Origin of the sequence: Streptomyces sp. BK208, from assembly GCF_004364245.1 — a bacterium.
Taxonomy (GTDB): domain Bacteria; phylum Actinomycetota; class Actinomycetes; order Streptomycetales; family Streptomycetaceae; genus Streptomyces.
The window spans coordinates 176387-197749 of sequence record NZ_SOAV01000007.1; the positions used below are offsets into that span (position 1 = coordinate 176387).

Sequence of the window (21363 nt, forward strand, 5' to 3'; positions counted from 1 at the left end):
GTCCGTGCGGACCGTTACGCGGCCGCCCGGCCTTCCTGCTCGGCCTCGATGCGCGCGTTCCACTCCCGCTTGGAAGCCTGCCAGCCGTCCTCGTTGTGACCGAGGCGCCAGTAGCCGGAGATGGACAGGTCCTCGCGGGGGATCTCGCGCTCCAGCCGCAGGTACCGGCGCAGCTCCTTCACGCAGGCCGCCTCGCCGTGGACGAACGCGCACAGCCGGCCCTCGGGGAACTCCAGCGCGCGCACGGCCTCGACCAGGGCCTGCCCGACCGGACGGCCGGCGCGGTGCAGCCAGACGACGTCCACGTCGGAGTCGATCTTCTGCTCCTCCTCGGGGCCCTCGATCTCGACGAAGGCGAAGGCGCGGGCCCCGTCGGGCAGCGCCTCCAGGGAGCGGGCGATCGCGGGCAGTGCGCTCTCGTCACCGGCAAGCAGGTGCCAGTCGGCGGCGGCGTCGGGGGCGTAGGCGCCGCCCGGGCCCATGAAGTGGATGCGCTCGCCCGGCCGCACCCGCCTGGCCCACGGGCCGGCCAGCCCCTCGTCGCCGTGGATGACGAAGTCCAGCGTCATCTCGCGGTGCTCGGCGTCCCAGTGGCGCACGGTGTACGTCCGGGTCACCGGCCACTGCTCGCGCGGGAATTCCTCGCGGATGCGCTCCACGTCGAAGGGCTCCGGGTACGTCGCCCCCTCGGCGGGGAAGAGCAGCTTCACGTAGTGGTCGGTGCAGGTGTCCGCGGAGAACGCGGCCAGTCCCTCGCCGCCGAGCACCACGCGCTGCATGTGCGGGGTCAGCCGCTCCGTGCGGACGACGTGCGCGGTGTGCGGCTTGCGCGGTGTGCGTGCCGGACGGTCTGCCATGACGGCCTCCCTGTTCCCTGCGTGCGGTTCCCGGAGTTAGGTATACCTAAGCTAGCACCCCGGTCCTGCTCGTCGCTCATGGTTCCGGGTGCCCACGCGGCACGGTTCAGGCGCCGAGAGTGGTGAGCAGCCGCTGCAGCGACCCGCCGAGCCCCCAGCGGGCGGCCAGCGCGTCCAGTGCCTCCGCGTCGCGCGGTCCGTGCGGGAGCGCGGTGTCGGTGTCCGGCAGCGGAACGTCGTCCGCCACCCGGACGACCTTGGGCGCCACCTCGAGATAGGGCCCGGCCTCGGTGAACCGCCTGCGCTGCGTCGGCGTGAGCTTCGCCTTCGGGTCGTCGACGGCGGCCCGGATCCCGGCCAGGTCGCCGAACTCGGCGAGCAGCTTGGCCGCCGTCTTCTCCCCGACGCCGGGCACGCCGGGCAGGCCGTCGCTCGGGTCGCCCCGCAGCAGCGCCAGATCGGCGTACCCGCGGCCGTCGACGCCGTACTTCTCGCGCAGCGCGGCCTCGTCGACGAGGTTCAGCGTGCCGACGCCCTTGACCGGGTAGAGCACGCGCACCCCCCGGGCGTCGTCGACGAGCTGGTAGAGGTCCCGGTCGCCGGTGACGATGTCGACCGGGCCGGCGGCCCGCGCGGTGTAGGTGCCGATGACGTCGTCCGCCTCGTATCCGGCCACGCCGACGCGCGCGATGCCGAGCGCGTCGAGGACGGCCTCGATGACCGGCACCTGCGGGGACAGCGTGTCGGGCACCTCCTCCTCGTCGGGACCCGCCGGGCGCTCCTCGGCGACCCGGTGCGCCTTGTAGGAGGGGATCAGCTCCACCCGCCAGTGCGGCCGCCAGTCGGCGTCCATGCAGGCCACCAGCCGGTCGGGGCGGTGGTCCTTCACCAGGCGGTCGATGAAGTCCAGCAGCCCGCGCACGGCGTTCACCGGCGTGCCGTCGGGGGCCTTCACCGAGTCCGGCACGCCGAAGTAGGCGCGGAAGTAGAGGGAGGCGGTGTCGAGAAGCATCAGTCGTCCGGTCACGCCTCGCAATCATGCCGCAGGCCGTGCGGACGGACCGGGAGGAGCGTGTGAACTGGCTCACTTAAGTGTTTGGCATATAAGCATCGGGGCAGGCGCGCAGCCGGGTCGAAGCTGGTTGATGCATTCAACTGTTAGGGAGGCTTCGTACCTCGCCCCTGTCCCCGAGCCAAGAGGTAAGCGTGTCAGCGAGACTAGAGGCCGAGGCCCTGTACAAGGTCTTCGGCAGGAAACCGGACCAGGCAGTCGAACGACTGCGCCAGGGGAACGTCCGCGAGGAGCAGGGAGACGTCCGGGAGGAGCTGCGCGCCGACGGCACCACGGCTGCCGTCATCGACGCCTCCTTCACCGTGGAGCCCGGCGAGATCTTCGTGGTCATGGGGCTGTCCGGATCAGGCAAGTCCACGCTGCTGCGCATGCTCAACGGCCTGTCGGAGCCCACCGCCGGGCACGTCCGCTTCGGGGGCCAGGACCTCACCGAGCTCAGCGACCGCGAGCTGCGCGAGGTCCGTTCCAAGAAGATCAGCATGGTCTTCCAGCACTTCGCGCTCTTCCCCCACCGCAGCGTCCGTGACAACGCTGCCTACGGTCTCGAAGTGCAGGGCGTGCCCCGCGCCGAGCGCGAACGCCGCGCCGACGAGGCGCTCGCCCTGTGCGGCCTGACCGGCTGGGAGAAGTCCTGGCCCGACGAGCTGTCCGGCGGTATGCAGCAGCGGGTCGGCCTGGCCCGCGCGCTCGCCACCGACGCCGACCTGCTGCTGATGGACGAGTCGTTCAGCGCCCTCGACCCGCTGATCCGCCGCGACATGCAGGACCAGCTGCTCGACCTGCAGAAGACCCTGAAGAAGACCATCGTCTTCATCACCCACGACCTCAACGAGGCCATGCGCCTGGGCGACCGCATCGCCGTCATGCGGGACGGCCGGATCGTGCAGATCGGCACCGCGCAGGACATCCTCATCCGCCCTGCCAACGACTACGTCGCCTCCTTCACCAAGGACGTCGACCGCTCCCGTGTACTGACCGCGGGCGCCGTCATGGAGACCGACGTGCGCGGCGACGAGGCCGACTGCGACTGCGAGACCGCCACGCCCGACACGCCGTTCTCGGAGCTGTGCGCCATCAGCGCCCGCGTGCCGCACGCCGTCGCGGTGCTCGACGACGACCGACGGCTGGTCGGTGTCGTCCCGGCCCAGCGCCTCATCGGCTTCCTCGGCGACGAGGACGTCGCCCCCGGCGTCTGCCACTCCCCGCGGGACAAGGGCGGCGAGAAGGTGATCAGCCGTGCCTAGGATTCCCCTCGGAGACTGGGTCAACAGCAGCGTCGACTGGCTGCTGGAGAACGTCTCCTGGCTCTTCACCTTCTTCAAGAGCCTCTTCACCGGCGCCTACGACGGCATCAACGCCCTCCTCCAGGCGCCCGAGCCGCTGCTGCTCGCCGGCATCTTCGCCGTGCTGGCCTTCTGGCTGCGCGGCACCGTCGCCGGTGTCCTCTCCTTCGTCGGGTTCGCCTTCATCGACTCCCTCGGTCTGTGGGAGAACGCGATGGTCACCCTGGCGCTCCTGCTGGTCGCCACGATCATCGCGCTGGTCGTCTCGGTGCCGGTGGGCATCTGGGCGGCACGCTCGGACCGGGTCAGCGCCTTCGTGAGGCCGATCCTGGACTTCATGCAGACGCTGCCCGCGATGATCTACCTGATCCCCGCGATCCTGTTCTTCGGGACCGGCTCCGCCCCGGGCATCGTGGCCACCCTGATCTTCGCGCTCGCCCCCGGCGTCCGGATGACCGAGCTGGGCATCCGCCAGGTCGACAAGGAACTGGTCGAGGCCGCCGAGGCGTTCGGCACCACGCCCCGCAACACCCTGCTGCGCGTGCAGCTCCCGCTGGCGCTGCCGACGGTGATGGCGGGCGTCAACCAGGTCATCATGCTCGGCCTGTCCATGGCCGCGATCGCCGGCATGGTCGGCACCGGCGGCCTCGGCGGCGACGTCATGGAGTCCATCGGCCAGCTCAACGTCGGCCTCGGCGCCGAGGCCGGTGTCGCCATCGTGATCCTGGCGATCTACCTGGACCGCATGACCAGCGCGCTGGGCACGCACGTCTCTCCGCTGGGCCGCCGCGCCGCCGCCAAGGCTCGCGCCGCCAAGGGACTGACGATCTGGTCCTACCGCCCCCGGCCGCAGGTCGCCGTGATCGGCATCGTGATCCTCGCCCTGGTGGCCGGCGGCATGGGCATGTTCGGCGGCGGCTCCGGCGACGCCGACACGGCGGGCGGCGGCAAGAACGTCGGCAACGGCAAGAAGATCTCCATCGGCTACATCCCCTGGGACGAGGGCGTCGCCTCCACGTTCCTGTGGAAGGAGATCCTCGAACAGCGCGGCTTCGAGGTCGAGGCCAAGCAGTTCGAGGCCGGACCGCTCTACACCGCGCTCGCCCAGGGCAACATCGACTTCCAGACCGACTCCTGGCTGCCCACCACCCACGAGCAGTACTGGAAGAAGTACGGCAAGCAGCTGGAGGACCTCGGCTCCTGGTACGACCAGACGTCGCTGGAGCTGAGCGTCCCGGCGTACATGAAGGACGTCGACACCCTCGACGACCTCAAGGGCAAGGCCGGTCTCTTCGGCGGGAAGATCACCGGCATCGAGGCCAGCGCCGGTGAGATGAACCTGCTCAAGAGCAAGGTCCTCAAGGAGTACGGCCTCGACAAGGAGTACAAGGTCGTCGACAGCTCCACGCCGGCGATGCTGGCCGAGCTGAAGCGGGCCTACAGCAAGCAGGAGCCGATCGTCACCACGCTCTGGTCCCCGCACTGGGCGTACAACGACTACAAGCTCAAGAAGCTGAAGGACCCCAAGGGCGCCTGGGGCAAGGGCGACGGCGTGCACTCGCTGTCCCGCAAGGGCTTCTCGGACGACAACCCGGTCGTGGCCAAGTGGCTGAAGGACTTCTCCATGTCGGAGAAGCAGCTCACCAGCCTGGAGGCCGAGATCAACAAGGCCGGCAAGGGACAGCAGCAGGACGCCGTCCGCACCTGGCTCAAGGCCAACCCCGATGTCGTCGACAAGCTCGCCCCGGTCGAGGGCGGCGCCGGCGCCACCCCCGCCGAGGCCGAGCAGGCCCTCGACGTGGCCTGGTTCCCCTGGGAGGAGGACGTCGCCGTCACCTACCTGTGGAAGAACGTCCTCGAGCGCCGCGGCTACAAGATGAACCTGAAGCAGATGGACGTCGGCCCGGTCTACACCGGCCTGGCCTCCGGCGGCATCGACCTCAACTTCGACGCGTGGCTGCCCTACGCCCAGAGCAACTACTGGAAGAAGCACAAGGACAACCTCGTCGACCTCGGCACCTGGTACGAACCGACCTCCCTGGAGATCGCCGTCCCCTCGTACGTGAAGGACGTCAAGTCCCTCGCGGACCTCAAGGGCAAGGCCGACCGGTTCGACGGGAAGATCATCGGCATCGAGCCCGGCACCGGCGAGATGCAGCTCCTCAAGAACGAGGTCCTGCCGGGCTACGGCCTGGAGGACGAGTACGAGGTCGTCGACGGCTCCACGCCCGCCATGCTGGCCGAGCTCAAGCGCGCCCTCGCCAAGAAGGAGCCGGTCGCGGTCACCCTGTGGTCGCCGCACTGGGCCTACAGCGACTACGAGCTGACCAAGCTGAAGGACCCCGAGAAGGCCTTCGGCGAGGGCAACACGATCCGGACCATCTCCAGCAAGAAGTTCCCCGAGGAGTACCCGCAGCTCACGAAGTGGATCAAGAACTTCAAGATGAGCGAGGACGAGCTGGGCAGCCTGGAGGCCGAGATCAAGGACCGCGGCCAGGGTCACGAGGAGGACGCCGTCGCGGCCTGGCTGGAGGACCACCCGGACATGGTCGGCCGGATGACCCCGTAGCGGCCACCGGCCCCGGTACTCCGGCCGCCACCGCGCCGTAGTACTCCGCGGTACCCGTGACGGTCACCCCGAGGGGTGGGCCCGGTGACGCCTCCTGACGGCGCGCCACCGGGCCCGCCCCTCGGGTCGTCTCGGGGCCGGACACGGTCGGGATTCGGCCAACCACGGAGCGCCAACCCCGTGCCCGAGCATGCCCCGGCCGGGGCGGCGGCGGCCGCGGGAACATGGAAGGGTGTGCGCGCCTTGAAGCGGTAGGGCGCGTGGCGCGGGATGCGGACGGGCCCGCCGGTGGCGAGAACTGTGAGGTCGCGGCCACCGGACCGTGACATCGATGTGACGGCCGCATGAAACGGTTTGCCGAACATGCGTAGGGTGCAGAGAACTCATCAGGAGGACGGTGCCCCGCACGGGGCCCGGCGACGGTACGACGACGGGTGAAGGAGGGAGCCGGAGCGATGGGCGACCACAAAGACCAGCACCTTCGGGTGGGCGCGGCCGTACGGCGCCGGCGCCGGGACCTCGAACTCACCCTCGCCGTGGTGGCCGAGCGCAGCGGCCTGTCGGTGCCCTTCCTGAGCCAGATCGAGAACGACCGGGCCCGGCCCAGCCAGAACTCCCTGGAGAAGGTGGCCGACGCCCTGCGCACCACGGCCGTGGAGCTGCTCGCCGCCGCCGACCCCGCGTGCAGCGTCGACGTGGTCCGCGCCGAGGACCCCGACCCCGAGCTGGCGCCCAGGGTGCGCTCGCTGGTGCGCGGCCACCACCAGATGCACGCCTCCGAGTTCACCGGCGACCACGACGCCGGCCGGGAACTCCAGTACCGCAACGACCAGTTGATGTACGTCACCGAGGGCGCCGTGGAGATCGAGGCCGAGGGCCGCGCCTACCGGCTCGGGCGCGGTGACACGCTGTACCTCACCGGAGGGGTGCGGCACCGCTGGCGGGCCACGGTGCCCGACACCCGGCTGATCGTCGTCGCCGTGGCCGAGCACATCGAGGCGGTCCGGGAAGGCCCCCGCAGGTGAGGGCCCGCCGGTGAGGGTCGTCTCCCTGGTCCCGTCGCTGACCGAGGCCGTCGCCCGCACCCTCCCCGGGGCCCTGGTCGGCGCCACCGACTGGTGCACCCACCCGGCCGGGCTCGACGTCGTACGGGTCGGCGGCACCAAGAACCCGGCGACGGACCGCGTCCTCGCCCTCGCCCCCGACCTGGTGATCGCCAACGAGGAGGAGAACCGCGCCCCCGACCTGGACGCCCTGCGCGGCGCCGGCGTGGAGGTGCTGGTCACCGAGGTGCGCACCGTGCCGCGGGCCTTCACCGAGCTCGAGCGGGTGCTGGACGCCTGCGGCTCGCCCTCCCGGCCCCGCTGGCTGGACGAGGCACAGGCGGCCTGGACCGGCGTACCGGTCCCCGAGCGGCGCGCCACGGCCGTCGTACCGGTCTGGCGCAGGCCCTGGATGGTGCTGGGCCGCGACACCTTCGCGGGCGACGTCCTGGCCCGCCTCGGCGTCGACCACCTGTACGCCGCACACGCCGAGCGCTACCCGAAGGTCCCGGTGGACGAACTGCGCGCGGCCCGCCCCGACGTCGTGGTCCTGCCGGACGAGCCGTACCGCTTCACCGCCGACGACGGCCCGGAGGCCTTCCCCGGCCTGCCCTGCGCCCTCGTCGACGGGCGGTACCTCACGTGGTACGGACCCTCGCTGGCCCGGGCGCCCCGGGCGCTGGCCGCGGCCCTGCGAGCAGCGCTCCGCTGAGCAGGCCCCGCGCGGTGTGCACGGCGGTGACGGCCCACGCGGCGACGAGCAGGGCGTACAGGGCGACGGCGAGCCCGTCGTAGGCGACGAGCCCGGTCTCGCGGGCCAGCGCCTCGGCGCCGGTGACGCAGGTGCCCACGGGGAAGGTGAACGACCACCACGTCATCGAGAACCCCATGCCGGCGCGCCGGGCCCGCACCACGTGCGCGACGGCGAACGCCAGCCACATCAGGGCGAAGCCCGTCACCGGCACCCCGTACAGCACGGCGAGGACCGAGAACCCCTCGGCGTACGGGTCCGGCACGATGCCCGGCGCGACGTCCGCGAACTTCCCCACGGCCGTCGTCGACTGCCCGAGCGGCCCCAGGACCAGGAACAGCGACGGGGTGAGGACGAGGGGCAGCGGCCCGCCGGTGAGCAGCCGGCCGAAGATCACCGGCAGTGTCACCAGGGTCGCGAGCAGGCTCACCCCGAACAGCGCCACGCACGCGAGCAGCAGCGTCTCGCGGGGCTGTCCCGGCGGCAGGTGCGGCACCAGCGGCGGTCCGACGGCCGCGGACACCATCGGCGCGACCAGCGGCAGCAGCCACACCGGACTGGCCTGCCCCGGCTCGACGCGATGGCGTACGGCCATCAGGTACGGCACGGCGACCGCCGCCGCCAGCCCGATCAGCGTGCCGGCCGTGAACAGCACGGTGCCCAGGGCGACCGCGGCCCGGACGCCGATCCAGTCCCGGCCGAGCGCGAGGGCGCCGCCGCCGACGGCCAGCAGAGCCATCGACAGACAGCCGTAGAACGGCGCCGCAGCGGGGTCGAGCAGATGGGCGCGGGCCTGGTCCCGGTGGTGGCGCCAGTGCAGGGTCCGGGCCGTCAGCAGGGCCACCAGCAGCAGGAAGGACAGCGCCCAGACGGAGGTGCACACGGCACGCAGGCCGGGCACGTGACCGGGGAGCGCGGCCCCGGCCGTACCGACGACGGCGGTACCCATGACGCAGGCGTACCAGTTGGGCCCGAGATGACGGACGCCCGGCACCCGCCGGACGGGCGGGCCGACGGCGGGCAAGGGGACGGGGGAGCGGGGCTGGGCTGCGGTGACCATGCCTCCACGGTCCCGGCGGGCGAATCCCCTGACCAGGGACCACGTTCCTATGAGGGCATAAGCTGGAGTTATGAGCAGGGACACGGGGAGCGGCGGCGCGGGAGTCGGCACGGGCGGCGGCGCGGGCGGCGCGGACGGTGGACACGGCGGCCGGGCGCGGCCCGGGGCGGGCTCGCTGGCGCACCGGGTGCCCGACCTCGGGGCGATGGAACTGCTGCTGGCGGTGGCCCGTCTGGGCAGCCTCGGCGGGGCCGCGCGCGAACTGGGCATCACCCAGCCCGCCGCCAGCAGCCGCATCCGCTCGATGGAACGGCAGCTGGGCGTCGCCCTGGTGGACCGCTCGCCGCGCGGGTCCCGGCTCACCGACGCGGGCGCGCTGGTCACGGACTGGGCGCGGCGGATCGTGGAGGCCGCCGAGGCGTTCGACGCGGGCGCGCAGGCGCTGCGCGACCGGCGGGACTCGCGGCTGCGGGTCGCGGCGAGCATGACGATCGCCGAGTACCTGCTGCCGGGCTGGCTGGTCGCGCTGCGCGCCCAGCTGCCGGACACCGCGGTGTCGCTGCTCGCGGGCAACTCGGCGGCGGTCGCGGAGCGCCTGCTGGCCGACGAGGCAGACCTCGGCTTCGTGGAGGGGGTGAGTGTGCCGACCGGCCTCGACTCCGCGGTCATCGCCCACGACCGGCTCGTCGTCGTGACCGCGCCGGGGCACCCGTGGGCCCGCCGCAGGCGCCCGCTCGCGGCGGCCGAGCTGGCCGAGACCCCGCTGATCCTGCGGGAGAAGGGCTCCGGCACCCGGCAGGTCCTGGACGCGGCGCTGGGCGGCCTGGCCCGCCCCCTGATCGAACTGTCGTCGACGACCGCCGTGAAGGCGGCCGCGGTGGGCGGCGCCGGGCCCTCCGTCCTCAGCGAACTCGCCGTCGGCGAGGAGCTGACCACCCGGCGCCTGGTGAGCGTCCCGGTGGCGGACGTCGTGCTGGCCCGCGACCTGCGAGCGGTATGGCCCACCGGCCACCGCCCCACGGGACCGGCCCGCCGGCTGCTGTCACTGACCCGCGGGTAGGCCCCGCGGGCGTGGGCGGGCCCGGGGCCGTCGGCTTGGTCCGACGGTGGGGGTGCGCCGGTTCGGCCCGACGGTGTCGGTGCGCCGGTTCGGTCCGACGGTGAGGGTTCGCCGGCTTGGTCCGACGGTGGGGGTTCGCCGGTTCGGTCTGACGGTGGGGGTTCGCCGGCTTGGTCTGACGGTGGGGGTGCGCCGGTTCGGTCCGACGGTGGGGGTTCGCCGGCTTGGTCTGACGGTGGGGGTGCGCCGGTTCGGTCTGACGGTGGGGGTTCGCCGGTTCGGTCTGACGGTGGGGGTCGCCGGTTCGGTCCGACCGTGCGGGTCCGCCGGTTCGGTCTGACGGTGGGGGTCGCCGGTTCGGTCCGACCGTGCGGGTCCGCCGGTTCGGTCCGACCCTCCGGGTCCGTTGGGTCGCCGTGTGAGGGGCCGTCGGGCTGTTCCGGGTGTTCCGGGGCCTCCCCGGCACCGACCGCCGTGCGGGAGACACCGGGACCGCCCGGTGGGGACGGGCGAAGACGCCGTCAGGCTCGTCGCGCCGACCGGGCAGATTCCACCAGGGCCGGCATCACGCGTCCGTGTCGTCCTTTCGGGGTGCCACCGAACCGTCGGGACCGGCCGGGATGTCGGGTGGTTCCCGGGTGTGCGCGGTGTGGTGCGCCGAGCGGGACGTGGTGGAGGGGCCCCGGTCGGGCCGGGGGGGTGACGCCCGCTGGGGGGAAGGGGGAGGCGTGGTCAGCCCCGTCGGGCCTCCCGGGCGGCTTCCACCAGGGCCCGCATCACGCGCAGGTCCTCGCCCATCTCCGGGTGCCACTGGACCCCGAGGACCCAGCCGGGGCCGGACGGCAGTTCCAGGGCCTCCACCGTTCCGTCCGCCGCGTGCGCCGACGCGACCAGGCCGGTGCCGAGGCGGTCCACCGCCTGGTGGTGGTACGTCGGCACGAACATCTCCTCCGGCACGGCACCGGCGTACAGCGTGCCCGGCACCGGCTGGACCAGGTGACCGCCGAACACGCCCACCACCTCGGCGTGCCCCTCGATGTGCTGCACCAGGGTGCCGCCCAGGGCGACGTTGAGCAGCTGCATGCCCCGGCAGATGCCCAGCAGCGGGACGCGCGCCACCAGGGCCGCCTCGATGAGCGCCAGCTCCCACGTGTCCCGGGCCCGGGCGGGCGGGCCGGTGCGCGGATCGGTCCCGTCGCCGTAGCGGACCGGCTCCACGTCCGGGCCGCCCGCGATCACCAGCCCGTCCACGCGGGCGACGGCCGCGGCGGCGTGCTCCGGCGCGTCCGGCGGGAGCAGCGCGGCCAGTCCCCCCGCCCCCTGCACCAGCCGCGGATACGCGGCCGGCAACAGCACCGCCTCCAGCTCCCACACGCGCCAGCGCGCCCCGGCCTCCAGATACGTGCTGACACCGATCAGCGGCCTGTCGGCCATGCACCCTCCAGAGGATCGGACCGGGCAATGGGCTGCTCCCACACCTTTGCCGCATCGGACCGGCGCGGCAAGGCGCTCACGTCAGGAACCCGCGCAGCAGCGCCGCCGTCCCCGCGCAGTGCTCCCGGGCGGTCTCCCGCGCCCCGTCCGCGTCGCCGTCGAGCACCGCCTCCACCAGCGCGGCATGCTGGCGCTGGGAATGCTCCAGGTTGCGCACCAGCAGCGGGATGCAGTCCAGCAGGTCGTTGAGACCGGCCCGGACGGCCGCGTACTGGGCCGCCAGCGCCGGTGAGCCGCACAGCTCCGCGAGAGTGAGGTGCAGCCTCGTGTCCAGCCGCCGGTACTGCGCCAGCGGTGCCTCCCGTGTACCGGCCAGCGCCTCCCGCAACCGCGCCGCCCCCGCGTCCGCCAGTCCGTGCGCCGCGCACAGCCCGGCCGCGCCCACCTCCAGCACCTCCCGGAAGCGCAGCACGTCCTCGACGTCGACCCCGGCCAGCCGGCGCCGCAGCTCGTCCTCGCCGCCCCCGTCCGCCCGCGACAGCACGAACGTTCCGCCGTACCGTCCGCGCCGGGCCTCGACCAGCCCCTGGTCCTGGAGCACCCGCAGCACCTCGCGCAGCGTCACCCGGCTGATCCCCAGCCGCTCCGCCAGCTCCCGCTCGGCCGGCAGCCGCTCGCCCTCCGCCACCAGGCCCAGCCTGACGACCTGGAGGATCTGCTCCAGCGCCTCCTCGAAGCCGTTGCCGGCCCGCACCGGCCGCAGCACCGGCGCCAGCCGGTCCGTGACACTCCCGCCGGTTTCCTCCCGCACGCGGCCGCGCCCCCTTCCCAACCAAAGGTTCCCGGCAATACCTTATGGCTCCCGGCCAGAAGGAGGCTCTCCCCGTGGCAGACCGCACACCCCCGCTCGGGGTCGAGGAACTGCACGCCCTCGTCGCCGCCGGTGACATCGACACCGTCGTGCTGGCCTTTCCCGACATGCAGGGCCGCCTCCAGGGCAAGCGCTTCGCCGCGCGCTTCTTCCTCGACGAGGTCCTGGCCCACGGCACCGAGGGCTGCAACTACCTGCTCGCCGTCGACGCCGACATGAACACCGTCGACGGCTACGCCATGTCCTCCTGGGACAGCGGCTACGGCGACTTCGCCATGCACGCCGACCCCGCCACCCTGCGCCGGCTGCCCTGGAACGAGGGCACCGCGATGCTCGTCGCCGACCTCGCCTGGGAGGACGGCTCCCCGGTGCCCGCCGCGCCCCGCCAGATCCTGCGCCGCCAGCTGGAGCGGCTCGCCGGGCGCGGGTACACCGCACAGGTCGGCACCGAGCTGGAGTTCATCGTCTTCCGGGACACCTACGAACACGCCTGGGACGCCGGCTACCGCGGCCTGACCCCGGCCAACCAGTACAACGTCGACTACTCGGTCCTCGGCACCGGCCGCGTCGAACCCCTGCTGCGCCGCATCCGCAACGAGATGGCCGGCGCCGGCCTCACCGTCGAGTCCGCCAAGGGCGAGTGCAATCCCGGCCAGCACGAGATCGTCTTCCGCTACGACGAGGCCCTCGTCACCTGCGACCAGCACGCCGTCTACAAGACCGGCGCCAAGGAGATCGCCGCACAGGAGGGCATGTCCCTCACCTTCATGGCCAAGTACAACGAGCGCGAGGGCAACTCCTGCCACATCCACCTCTCGCTCACCGACGCCGACGGCCACAACGCCATGGCCGACGGCGGCGAGGGCGGCGCCATGTCCGAGGTCATGCGGCACTTCCTCGCCGGACAACTGGTGGCGCTGCGCGAGTTCGCGCTCCTCTACGCCCCGCACATCAACTCCTACAAGCGCTTCCAGCCCGGCTCCTTCGCCCCCACCGCCGTCGCCTGGGGCCGCGACAACCGCACCTGCGCCCTGCGCGTCGTCGGCCACGGCCGCTCGCTCCGCTTCGAGAACCGGCTCCCCGGCGGCGACGTCAATCCGTACCTCGCGGTGGCCGGCATGGTCGCCGCCGGACTGCACGGCGTCGAGCAGCGGCTGGAGCTGCCCGAGCCCTGCTCCGGCAATGCCTACGCCGCCGACTACGAGCACGTCCCCACCACCCTGCGCGAGGCCGCCGAGCTGTGGGAGAACAGCACCCTGGCCAAGGCCGCCTTCGGGGACGAGGTCGTCGCCCACTACCGCAACATGGCGCGCGTCGAACTGGACGCGTTCGACGCCGCCGTCACGGACTGGGAACTGCGCCGCTCCTTCGAACGCATGTGAGGCCCACGTGTCCCACGAGTCACCCGAGTCGTCCGAACTGACCGTACTGAACCCCGCCACCGAAGAGGTCCTCGCCACCGTCCCCGCCGCCTCCGCGGCCGACGTGGACGCCGCCGTCGCGCGCGCCGTCCGGGCGCAGCCCGCCTGGGCCGCCCTCGCCCCCGGCGACCGCGCGCGGCTGCTGCGCCGTTTCGCCGCCGTCGTCGACGAGCACCTGGAGGAGCTGGCCCGGCTGGAGGTCCGCCAGGCCGGGCACACCGTGGGCAACGCCCGCTGGGAGGCGGGCAACGTCCGCGACCTGCTCGACTACGCCGCCGGGGGAGTGGAGCGGCTCACCGGACGCCAGATCCCGGTCGCCGGCGGCCTGGACGTCACCCTCCTCGAACCGCTCGGCGTCGTCGGCGTCATCGCCCCCTGGAACTTCCCCATGCCCATCGCGGCCTGGGCCACGGCACCGGCGCTCGCGGCGGGCAACGCGGTCCTCCTCAAGCCCGCCGAGACGACCCCGCTGACCGCGCTGCGCCTGGCCGAACTCGCCCTGGACGCGGGACTTCCCCAGGGACTGTTCCAGGTACTGCCGGGGCACGGACCGGTGGCGGGGGACGCGCTCGTCGAGCACCGGGACGTCGCCAAGATCGTCTTCACCGGGTCCACGGCCGTGGGCCGGCGGGTGGCCGCCAAGGGCGCCGCCCTGCTCAAGCCCGTCACCCTCGAACTCGGCGGCAAGAGCCCCTCCGTCGTCTTCGCCGACGCCGACCTGGAAGCCGCCGCGGCCGCCACCCCCATGTCCTTCCTGGACAACTCCGGCCAGGACTGCTGCGCCCGCACCCGCATCCTGGTCCAGCGCTCCGTGTACGACCGGTTCCTCGACCTGCTCGCCCCCGCGATCGAGGCCGTCCGCGTCGGCGACCCGGCCGACGAGGCCACCGACATGGGCCCGCTGATCTCCCGCACCCAGCTGGACCGCGTCCGCTCCTACGTCCCCGGGGACGCCGACGGCATCCGCGGCAAGGCCCCCGAGGGCCCCGGCTTCTGGTTCCCGCCCACCGTCCTCACCGGCGTCGACGAGGACGCGCGGGTGGCCGTCGAGGAGGTCTTCGGACCCGTCGCCGTCGCCCTGCCCTTCGAGGACGAGGCCGACGCGATCCGCCTGGCCAACGCCACCGACTACGGCCTGTCCGGCTCGCTGTGGACCCGGGACGTCGGACGCGCCCTGCGCGTGTCGGGCGCGGTCCGCGCCGGCAACCTGTCCGTCAACTCCCACGCCAGCGTCCGCTACTGGACCCCCTTCGGCGGGTTCAAGCAGTCCGGCCTCGGCCGCGAACTCGGCCCGGACGCGCTGACCGCGTTCACCGAGACCAAGAACGTCTTCATCAGCAACGCCTCGCCGAGCACGGAGGGCCCCGCACTGTGAGCGAAACCACCGAGGAGATCGTCTGCCGCCGCCTGGTCGGCCGCACCGCCGTCGTCACCGGGGCGGGCAGCGGCATCGGCCGCGCCACCGCCCGCCGGCTCGCCTCCGAGGGCGCCCACGTCGTCTGCGCCGACGTGGACGAGACCCGGGGCAAGGCGGCCGCCGAGGACAGCGGCGGAATCTTCGTCCGGGCCGACGTGACCGACCCCGAGCAGGTCGAGGCGCTGTTCGCGGCGGCCCACGACACCTACGGCAGCGTCGACGTCGCGTTCAACAACGCCGGCATCTCGCCCCCCGACGACGACTCCATCCTGGAGACCGGCCTGGAGGCGTGGAAACGCGTCCAGGAGGTCAACCTCACCTCCGTCTACCTGTGCTGCAAGGCCGCCATCCCCTACATGCGGCGCCAGGGCCGGGGCTCCGTCATCAACACCGCGTCCTTCGTGGCCCGGATGGGCGCGGCCACCTCCCAGATCTCGTACACCGCCTCCAAGGGCGGCGTCCTCGCCATGTCCCGGGAACTGGGAGTCCAGTTCGCCCGGGAGGGCATCCGCGTCAACGCGCTCTGCCCCGGCCCGGTCAACACCCCGCTGCTGCGGGAGCTGTTCGCCAAGGACCCGGAGCGGGCCGCGCGCCGCCTCGTCCACATCCCGCTCGGGCGGTTCGCCGAGGCCGAGGAGATCGCCGCCGCCGTGGCCTTCCTGGCCAGCGACGACTCCTCCTTCGTCAACGCCAGCGACTTCCTGGTGGACGGCGGGATCTCGGGGGCGTACGTCACACCGCTGTAGAACACCGTGCGCGGCGTCCTACAGTGCCGCAATGAGCATGACGCCGCCGCCCGGCTGGTACCGCGACCCCACGGCTCCCCACCAGGAACGCTGGTGGGACGGCGCGGCCTGGACGGAACACCGGCGCGCCCCGGGACCCGCCGGGTACGGACCGGCGGTGGACCCGACCCCGGGCACGGCGTCGGAGTACGGGCGGCATCCGGCGTCCGGGTACCACCGGGCGCAGTCCGGCCCGGCTCCGGCCGCGCCGCCCCCCGCCGTCGGCGCCCCGGGCGGGCCGCCCACCGGCGGACGCGGGAAGGCCGTCGCCCTGACCACCGCCGCGGCCGTGCTGGTCGGGGCGATCGTCACCGGCGTGTTCGTCCTCGGCGAGGACGACGCCGGCAGCTCGCGGACGCGGACCACGCCGGTCACGGCCACCGCCTCCGACCCGGCGCCGGTGACCGACCCGCCGACCCCCTCACCGACCGCCTCCGAGACCCCCGCGGACGACCCGGCCGTGGTCGAGGACCAGCTCAACGGCGTCACGTTCCCCCTGCCCGACGGCTGGGTCCGGCCCAGGTACGTCGCCGAGGACGACGTCATGATGACCACGGACGGCACCTACGACTGCCCCGCCGGTGGCGGCGTGTGCCGGCACGGCCTGGTCGTCTCCCGCACCGTCACGGCGAACGCCGAGTCCTCACCGAAGGTCCTCGCGCGGCAGGACATCGAGGACGCGGCCGACGACGCCTACGACCGCGACCTGGTGGGCAACAAGCCCTTCGGCGGCATCGAGTCCCACGAGGAGGTGGCCTCCGGCCCCGTCGCGGTCGCCGGACGCGCCGGGTACTACGTGCGCTGGCGGGTGAGGACCGCCAAGGGGCCCGGCGGCTACGTGCAGTCGATGGTCTTCCCCTCGACCGTCGGCACCGAGTCCCCGATCCTCGTCCGCTACGTCTTCGACGCCGGCGAGGACGGACCGCCGCCGGCCGACATGGACACCATCACCAAGGGCATCCGGCCCATCGGCGACGCGGACACCGGCGGCGGCGTGGGCAGCGGCATCGGCCCGACGCCGTGACCCGTGCCGGGGCCGTCACAGGAAGGTACGACCCTCGCCCCGGTACGTCGGCACCGTCGCCGTCACCGCGTCGCCCTCGACCAGGTGCAGCGCGTCGAACCGCTCGCACAGCTCCCCGGCCTTGGCGTGCCGGAACCACACCTTGTCGCCGATGAGCAGATCGTCGGCGGGCGAGCCCAGCAGCGGCGTCTGCACCTCGCCGGCGCCCTCCTGCGGGTCGTAGCGCAGGCCCTCCGGCAGGTACGGCACCGGCAGCCGGTCGGCTCCGGCCGCGCCCGAGGCCGGATAACCGCCGCCGAGCACGGTCACGGACCCCACCCCGGGCCGCCGGACGACGGGCTGCGCGAACAGCGCCGCCGGACGGCCGCTGAACGACGTGTAGTTGTCGAACAGCCGCGGCAGGTACAGCCCGGACCCGGCGGCGATCTCCGTGACCGCGTCCTCGGCGGCGGTGTGCTGCACGCTGCCCGTACCACCGCCGTTGACGAACTCCAGGCCGGGCACCACGGCCCGGACCGCCCGCACCGCCGCCGCCCGCCGCTCGGCGAGCTCCCGGCGGGCGGCGGCCTGCATAAGCCGCACGGCACGCGACCGCAGCGGCCGTCCCGCGACCGCGTCCCCGACGCCGGCCACATGCCCCTCGTACGCCATGATGCCGACGACCTCGAACCCGGGCCGGCGGGCCACCGCGCGGGCCAGGTCGGCGACCTGGGCGGGGGAGTGCAGCGGGGAGCGCCGGGCCCCGACCCGCACCCGCCCCCCGAAGAGCTTCAGCGAGGTGTCCAACTCCAGGCAGACCCGCACGACTTCCCGGCCGCCGCCGCTCTCGCGTGCCGCGTCGACCAGGTCCAGCTGCGCCGGGTCGTCGACCATCACGGTCACCGCGGCGGCCAGCTTCGGGTCGGCGGTCAGCTCGGCGTACCCGGCGCGGTCCGCCGACGGATAGGCGAGCAGCACGTCCTCGACACCGGAACGCGCCAGCCACAGGGACTCGGCCAGCGTGAACGACATGACGCCCGCGAAACCGTCCCTCGCCAGGACCCGTTCCAACAGGGCGCGACAGCGTACGGACTTGCTGGCGACCCGGATCGGCTTGCCTCCGGCGCGGCGGACCAGGTCGTCCGCGTTGGCGTCGAAGGCCTCCAGGTCCACGATCGCCACGGGGGCGTCCAGATGGGCGGTGGCCCGGTCGTAACGGGCCCGGTCGGCGGCGCGCGCAGTCATGTCCGCAGCCTGCCAGACAGGATTACCGCGGGGTAGGGGGACGATCCGGGCCAATGCCACGGGCGTGCGGACTGGTTCCCCCTCCCGCGGGGTCACGCCGTAGAGTGACGCGCACGTACGGCGGGCCCGCACCCGGCGGCCAGGGCCGCGCCCCGCGCCGGATGGCGGCCCTCCCGTGCGGGTATGCGTGCCCGGGACGGATCGGTTCCGCGCCGGGCCGGGGCAGGAGACACCACACCGGCCCGCGTCGGAGCAACGGGCCGGGCCCGAGGAAACGGGGGGTGCATGAGCACGGAAGCGCGCCGCGCCTCCCTCCCCCCGCACCCCCAGACACCGCCCCGTCGCGAGACCCCCGCCTCTCCCGGGACGCCGCCCGACGCCGACAGCCCGGCACCCTCCCCGCCGGCGGTCCACCCCCACCCCTCGGTGCACCCCCACTCCTCGGCCCACCCGCGGCCCCCGGCCCACCCGCCGGCCCCACCCCGTCCGCAGGCGCCGCCCCCTGGGGCGCAGCCCCGCCAAGAGCCCGCGCCCCGGCCGGAGTCCGCGCCGGGCCTCGACGACCCGACGTTCCTGGCGGCCCCGTCACCACCCCGGACGCCGCCGCGCCCGGGCACTCCGCCCCGGCCCGGCGTTCCGCCCCGCCCGGCACAGGCACCGGAGCGCGGCGGCGACCCGGAGGCCGGCCACTCCGCTCCGCGGCGGCACACCGGCACCCCCGCCGCCACCGCCCCGGACCGCGAGGACATCCCGCCGAGGCGTACCGTGACCGGCGCCGGCCGCGCGGACGGGTCCGCCACCCCGGACGGGAACCGGGACCAGGACTCCGGCCGCCCCGCCACCCGGCGCCGCTACCCGCGCTTCGGTCCCGGCGACGCCCGGCCCGTCGACCCGGCCCTCCCGCCGGCCCGGCCCGTCGACCCGGCCCTCCCGCCGGCCCGGCCCGTCGACCCGGCCCTGCCGCCGGCCCGGTCCACCGACCCGGCGCTCCCGCCGCCCCGCGCGTCCGCCCGGTTCCCCGACACCGCCCCCACCGCCGGCCGCGGCACCCCGCACGGCAGCGACACCCTGCGCGGCAGTGGGCCGGCGAAGACCCCGATGCACGGTCCCGGCGCGCCCGCCGAGGCCTCGACCGAGACGACCACACGGCTGCGCCCGGTCCCGGCGGACACGGAAGAGGAGCCGGCACGGGAACCCGCGGCCCGGACGCGACCCCCCGCGCCCCGGCCCGCCCCGGCCGCACCCGACCCCGCCTTCTCCTGGAGCGCCCCGGCGCCCCCGCCCGGCGCGCGCCCCCGGATCTCGTTCGGCGAGCCCGAGGGGTACGACGGGCCGGCCCGGCCGCGCCGGCTCGGTGGACGCCCGCGCCCCCAGGTCCTCGCCGCCGCGGTCTGCCTCGTGCTCGGGGTGGGACTGCTCACCGGAGCCGTCACGGGCAGCTGGCTCGCCGGGGACTCCGGGGACGACGGGGCACGCAGTGCGTACACCGAGGCCGCACAGCTGTGGCACAGCGTGCCCGTCGACCAGCTGTTCCCGCCCACCGTCCAGGGCAAGGGCGCCGGCCCCGGCGGAGCCGACCGCACCTGGACACGGGTCGCCGTCGCCCCCGACGGCGACTGCGCCGGTGCCTTCGACCGGCTGCTCGCCAAGGTGCTCGACCCGGTCGGCTGCGCGCGCCTGCTGCGCGCCACCTACACCGACGCCACGCAGAGCCACGTCACCACCGTCGGCCTGCTCTTCACCGAGGCCGACGCCGCCGCCATGACCTCGCTGGCGGGCCGCTTCGAGAAGGAGGACCTCGGCCGCCGGGCCGACCTCATGCCACTGCCGTACGCGGTGAAGGACACCGTCGCCGAGGACTTCGGCGCGCCGCAGCGGGCCGCGTGGACCGTCTCCGTCCTCACCGACGCTCCCGTCGTCGTCTACGCCGTGTCCGGCTGGGCCGACGGCCGCACCGTCGACGAACCCGAACCCGCCGAGGAGGCCACCGAGTCCGGTGCCGCGTCGGCCCCCGCTCAGGCCGGGCTCGGCCACGAGGCGCAGGGCCTCGCCGACCGCGTCGAACGCGCCCTGCGCAAGCACGTCGGCGCGCCCACGGAGCAGCCCTCGTGACCCCCGCAGTCATCCGCCGCAGGACGGGGGCCCTGAGCCTCTTCCTCGCCGCCGCCCTCGCCGTCGTCCCGCCGACCGCCGCGCACGCCGACGGCATCCGCGCCCAGCAGTGGGCCCTGGACGCCCTGCACACCCAGGAGGTGTGGCGCACCACCAAGGGCGCCGGCGTCACCGTCGCCGTCCTGGACACCGGCGTCGAGGCCGACCACCCCGACCTGGCCGGCAACGTCCTCACCGGCAAGGACCTGGTCGGCTTCGGTGCGAGCGAGGGCGACCGCTCCTGGGCCCGGCACGGCACCGCCATGGCCGGGATCATCGCCGGTCACGGACACGGCGCCGGCCACGCCGAGGGCGTCATGGGCGTCGCCCCGGAAGCCCGCATCCTGCCCGTGCGCGTCATCCTGGAGAACGGCGACCCCTCCCGCGCCAAGGCCCGCAAGACCCGCGGCAACGCCCTGGCCGAAGGCATCCGCTGGGCCGCCGATCACGGCGCCGACATCATCAACCTCTCCCTCGGCGACGACTCGTCCTCCGCCCACCCGGAACCGGCGGAGGACGAGGCCGTCCAGTACGCCCTGAAGAAGGGCGTGGTCGTCGTCGCCTCGGCGGGCAACGGCGGTGACAAGGGCGACCACGTCTCCTACCCGGCCGCCTATCCGGGCGTGATCGCCGCGACCGCCGTCGACCGCTACGGCACCCGCGCCTCGTTCTCCACCCGCCGCTGGTACGCCACGGTCAGTGCCCCCGGCGTCGACGTGATCATCGCCGACCCCGACCACCGCTACTACGAGGGCTGGGGCACCAGCGCCGCCTCCGCCTTCGTCTCCGGGGCCGCCGCCCTGGTGAAGTCCGCCCACCCGGGCCTCACCCCCGCACAGATCAAGGGCCTCCTGGAGGACACCGCCCGCAACGCCCCGGCCGAGGGCCGCGACGACTCCCGCGGCTTCGGCTTCGTCGACCCCGCCGCCGCCATCGAGGCGGCCGGGCAACTGAAGCCCGAGGGCCTCGAGTCGGCCGCCTACGGGGAGGAGTACTTCGGCTCCGGACCGGACACCCCCGCCTCCGACGACGACACCTCGGCCTGGGCCGCCCCGCTGGCCGGCAGTGCGGGCGGCGTCCTGGTGGTCGCCGCCGTGGTCCTGTGGCGGGGCCGCCGCGAACGCCCCGACGACTTCTGACCGGCCCCGAGCGGCTCCGGCCCGGCCCGGTCACCTGAAGCGGAATGAACCAGTTCGCCCCGAGCTCCGTCATGGTCATGAATCGATCGGGAGCCGTGCCCGGGGTCGGAACCGCCCCTGGGGTCGTGCGGTGCCCGGTGAGACGGAACGCGCACACTCCAGAAGGAGCCCACTGATGCGGAACAGCACGTCGAGCCGACGC

The 21363-nt window shown here is 74.0% G+C and carries 17 protein-coding genes; 11 read left to right on the forward strand and 6 right to left on the reverse strand.

Annotated elements, in window-relative coordinates; genetic code table 11:
- Nucleotides 1–14: 14 nt before the first annotated feature.
- Both EV562_RS19105 and EV562_RS19110 read right to left on the reverse strand, forming a co-directional pair.
- Complete coding sequence (locus EV562_RS19105; RefSeq protein WP_133888015.1) at nucleotides 15–857, reverse strand: siderophore-interacting protein; 843 nt, start codon at nucleotides 855–857, stop codon at nucleotides 15–17.
- 106 nt (nucleotides 858–963) lie between these two features.
- Nucleotides 964–1869, reverse strand: coding sequence for a 5'-3' exonuclease (locus EV562_RS19110; RefSeq protein ID WP_133888222.1), 906 nt, complete (start codon nucleotides 1867–1869; stop codon nucleotides 964–966).
- A gap of 194 nt (nucleotides 1870–2063) precedes the next feature.
- Between EV562_RS19110 and EV562_RS19115 the strand changes: the two genes are divergently transcribed.
- From EV562_RS19115 to EV562_RS19130, 4 genes are all read left to right on the forward strand, one after another.
- Complete coding sequence (locus EV562_RS19115; RefSeq protein ID WP_133888016.1) at nucleotides 2064–3173, forward strand: betaine/proline/choline family ABC transporter ATP-binding protein; 1110 nt, start codon at nucleotides 2064–2066, stop codon at nucleotides 3171–3173.
- Nucleotides 3166–5781, forward strand: coding sequence for an ABC transporter permease/substrate binding protein (locus EV562_RS19120; protein ID WP_133888017.1), 2616 nt, complete (start codon nucleotides 3166–3168; stop codon nucleotides 5779–5781). Before EV562_RS19115 ends, EV562_RS19120 begins: the two co-directional genes overlap by 8 nt.
- 455 nt (nucleotides 5782–6236) lie before the next feature.
- Entirely contained in the window at nucleotides 6237–6806 is a 570-nt protein-coding gene (locus tag EV562_RS19125) for an XRE family transcriptional regulator (protein ID WP_133888018.1), read from the forward strand.
- 10 nt (nucleotides 6807–6816) lie between these two features.
- Nucleotides 6817–7536 (forward strand): helical backbone metal receptor, encoded by a 720-nt coding sequence (locus EV562_RS19130; RefSeq protein ID WP_133888019.1) that lies wholly within the window; start codon nucleotides 6817–6819, stop codon nucleotides 7534–7536.
- Here the strand turns inward: EV562_RS19130 and EV562_RS19135 are convergent.
- Nucleotides 7463–8635, reverse strand: a complete 1173-nt coding sequence (locus EV562_RS19135; protein WP_133888020.1) for a TDT family transporter — start codon at nucleotides 8633–8635, stop codon at nucleotides 7463–7465. The genes EV562_RS19130 and EV562_RS19135 overlap by 74 nt on opposite strands.
- Before the next feature lie 205 nt (nucleotides 8636–8840).
- Here EV562_RS19135 and EV562_RS19140 point away from each other — a divergent pair, with 205 nt between their 5' ends.
- Nucleotides 8841–9695, forward strand: a complete 855-nt coding sequence (locus EV562_RS19140; RefSeq protein WP_243860101.1) for a LysR family transcriptional regulator — start codon at nucleotides 8841–8843, stop codon at nucleotides 9693–9695.
- Nucleotides 9696–10427: 732 nt separating this feature from the next.
- Here EV562_RS19140 and EV562_RS19145 read toward each other — a convergent pair.
- Nucleotides 10428–11129 (reverse strand): gamma-glutamyl-gamma-aminobutyrate hydrolase family protein, encoded by a 702-nt coding sequence (locus EV562_RS19145; protein WP_133888022.1) that lies wholly within the window; start codon nucleotides 11127–11129, stop codon nucleotides 10428–10430.
- A 76-nt stretch (nucleotides 11130–11205) separates the two neighbouring features.
- Nucleotides 11206–11940, reverse strand: a complete 735-nt coding sequence (locus EV562_RS19150) for an FCD domain-containing protein (protein WP_133888023.1) — start codon at nucleotides 11938–11940, stop codon at nucleotides 11206–11208.
- Nucleotides 11941–12014: 74 nt separating this feature from the next.
- Here EV562_RS19150 and glnA4 point away from each other — a divergent pair, with 74 nt between their 5' ends.
- The 4 genes from glnA4 to EV562_RS19170 are packed head-to-tail and all read left to right on the forward strand — an operon-like array spanning nucleotide 12015 to nucleotide 16647.
- The gene (gene glnA4 / locus EV562_RS19155) at nucleotides 12015–13382 is read left to right on the forward strand and encodes a gamma-glutamylethanolamide synthetase GlnA4 (protein ID WP_133888024.1); all 1368 of its coding nucleotides are present in this window, start codon (nucleotides 12015–12017) and stop codon (nucleotides 13380–13382) included.
- A 7-nt stretch (nucleotides 13383–13389) separates the two neighbouring features.
- Nucleotides 13390–14796 carry an aldehyde dehydrogenase family protein gene (locus tag EV562_RS19160; protein WP_133888025.1) on the forward strand — a complete coding sequence of 469 codons (1407 nt, stop codon included), beginning with the start codon at nucleotides 13390–13392 and terminating at the stop codon, nucleotides 14794–14796.
- Nucleotides 14793–15584: a 3-oxoacyl-ACP reductase gene (locus EV562_RS19165; protein WP_133888026.1), complete on the forward strand. Its 792-nt coding sequence runs from the start codon at nucleotides 14793–14795 to the stop codon at nucleotides 15582–15584. Before EV562_RS19160 ends, EV562_RS19165 begins: the two co-directional genes overlap by 4 nt.
- 37 nt (nucleotides 15585–15621) lie before the next feature.
- The gene (locus EV562_RS19170) at nucleotides 15622–16647 is read left to right on the forward strand and encodes a DUF2510 domain-containing protein (RefSeq protein WP_133888223.1); all 1026 of its coding nucleotides are present in this window, start codon (nucleotides 15622–15624) and stop codon (nucleotides 16645–16647) included.
- Between the two features lie 15 nt (nucleotides 16648–16662).
- Here the strand turns inward: EV562_RS19170 and EV562_RS19175 are convergent, their stop codons facing one another.
- Nucleotides 16663–17871 carry an amino acid deaminase/aldolase gene (locus tag EV562_RS19175; RefSeq protein ID WP_133888027.1) on the reverse strand — a complete coding sequence of 403 codons (1209 nt, stop codon included), beginning with the start codon at nucleotides 17869–17871 and terminating at the stop codon, nucleotides 16663–16665.
- A gap of 765 nt (nucleotides 17872–18636) precedes the next feature.
- On the opposite strand from EV562_RS19175, the gene EV562_RS35620 reads away from it, so the two are divergent.
- Together EV562_RS35620 and mycP are read left to right on the forward strand one after the other, a co-directional pair.
- Nucleotides 18637–19983, forward strand: a complete 1347-nt coding sequence (locus tag EV562_RS35620; RefSeq protein ID WP_243860094.1) for a hypothetical protein — start codon at nucleotides 18637–18639, stop codon at nucleotides 19981–19983.
- Nucleotides 19980–21161 carry a type VII secretion-associated serine protease mycosin gene (gene mycP, locus EV562_RS19185; protein WP_133888028.1) on the forward strand — a complete coding sequence of 394 codons (1182 nt, stop codon included), beginning with the start codon at nucleotides 19980–19982 and terminating at the stop codon, nucleotides 21159–21161. Before EV562_RS35620 ends, mycP begins: the two co-directional genes overlap by 4 nt.
- Nucleotides 21162–21363: the final 202 nt, after the last annotated feature.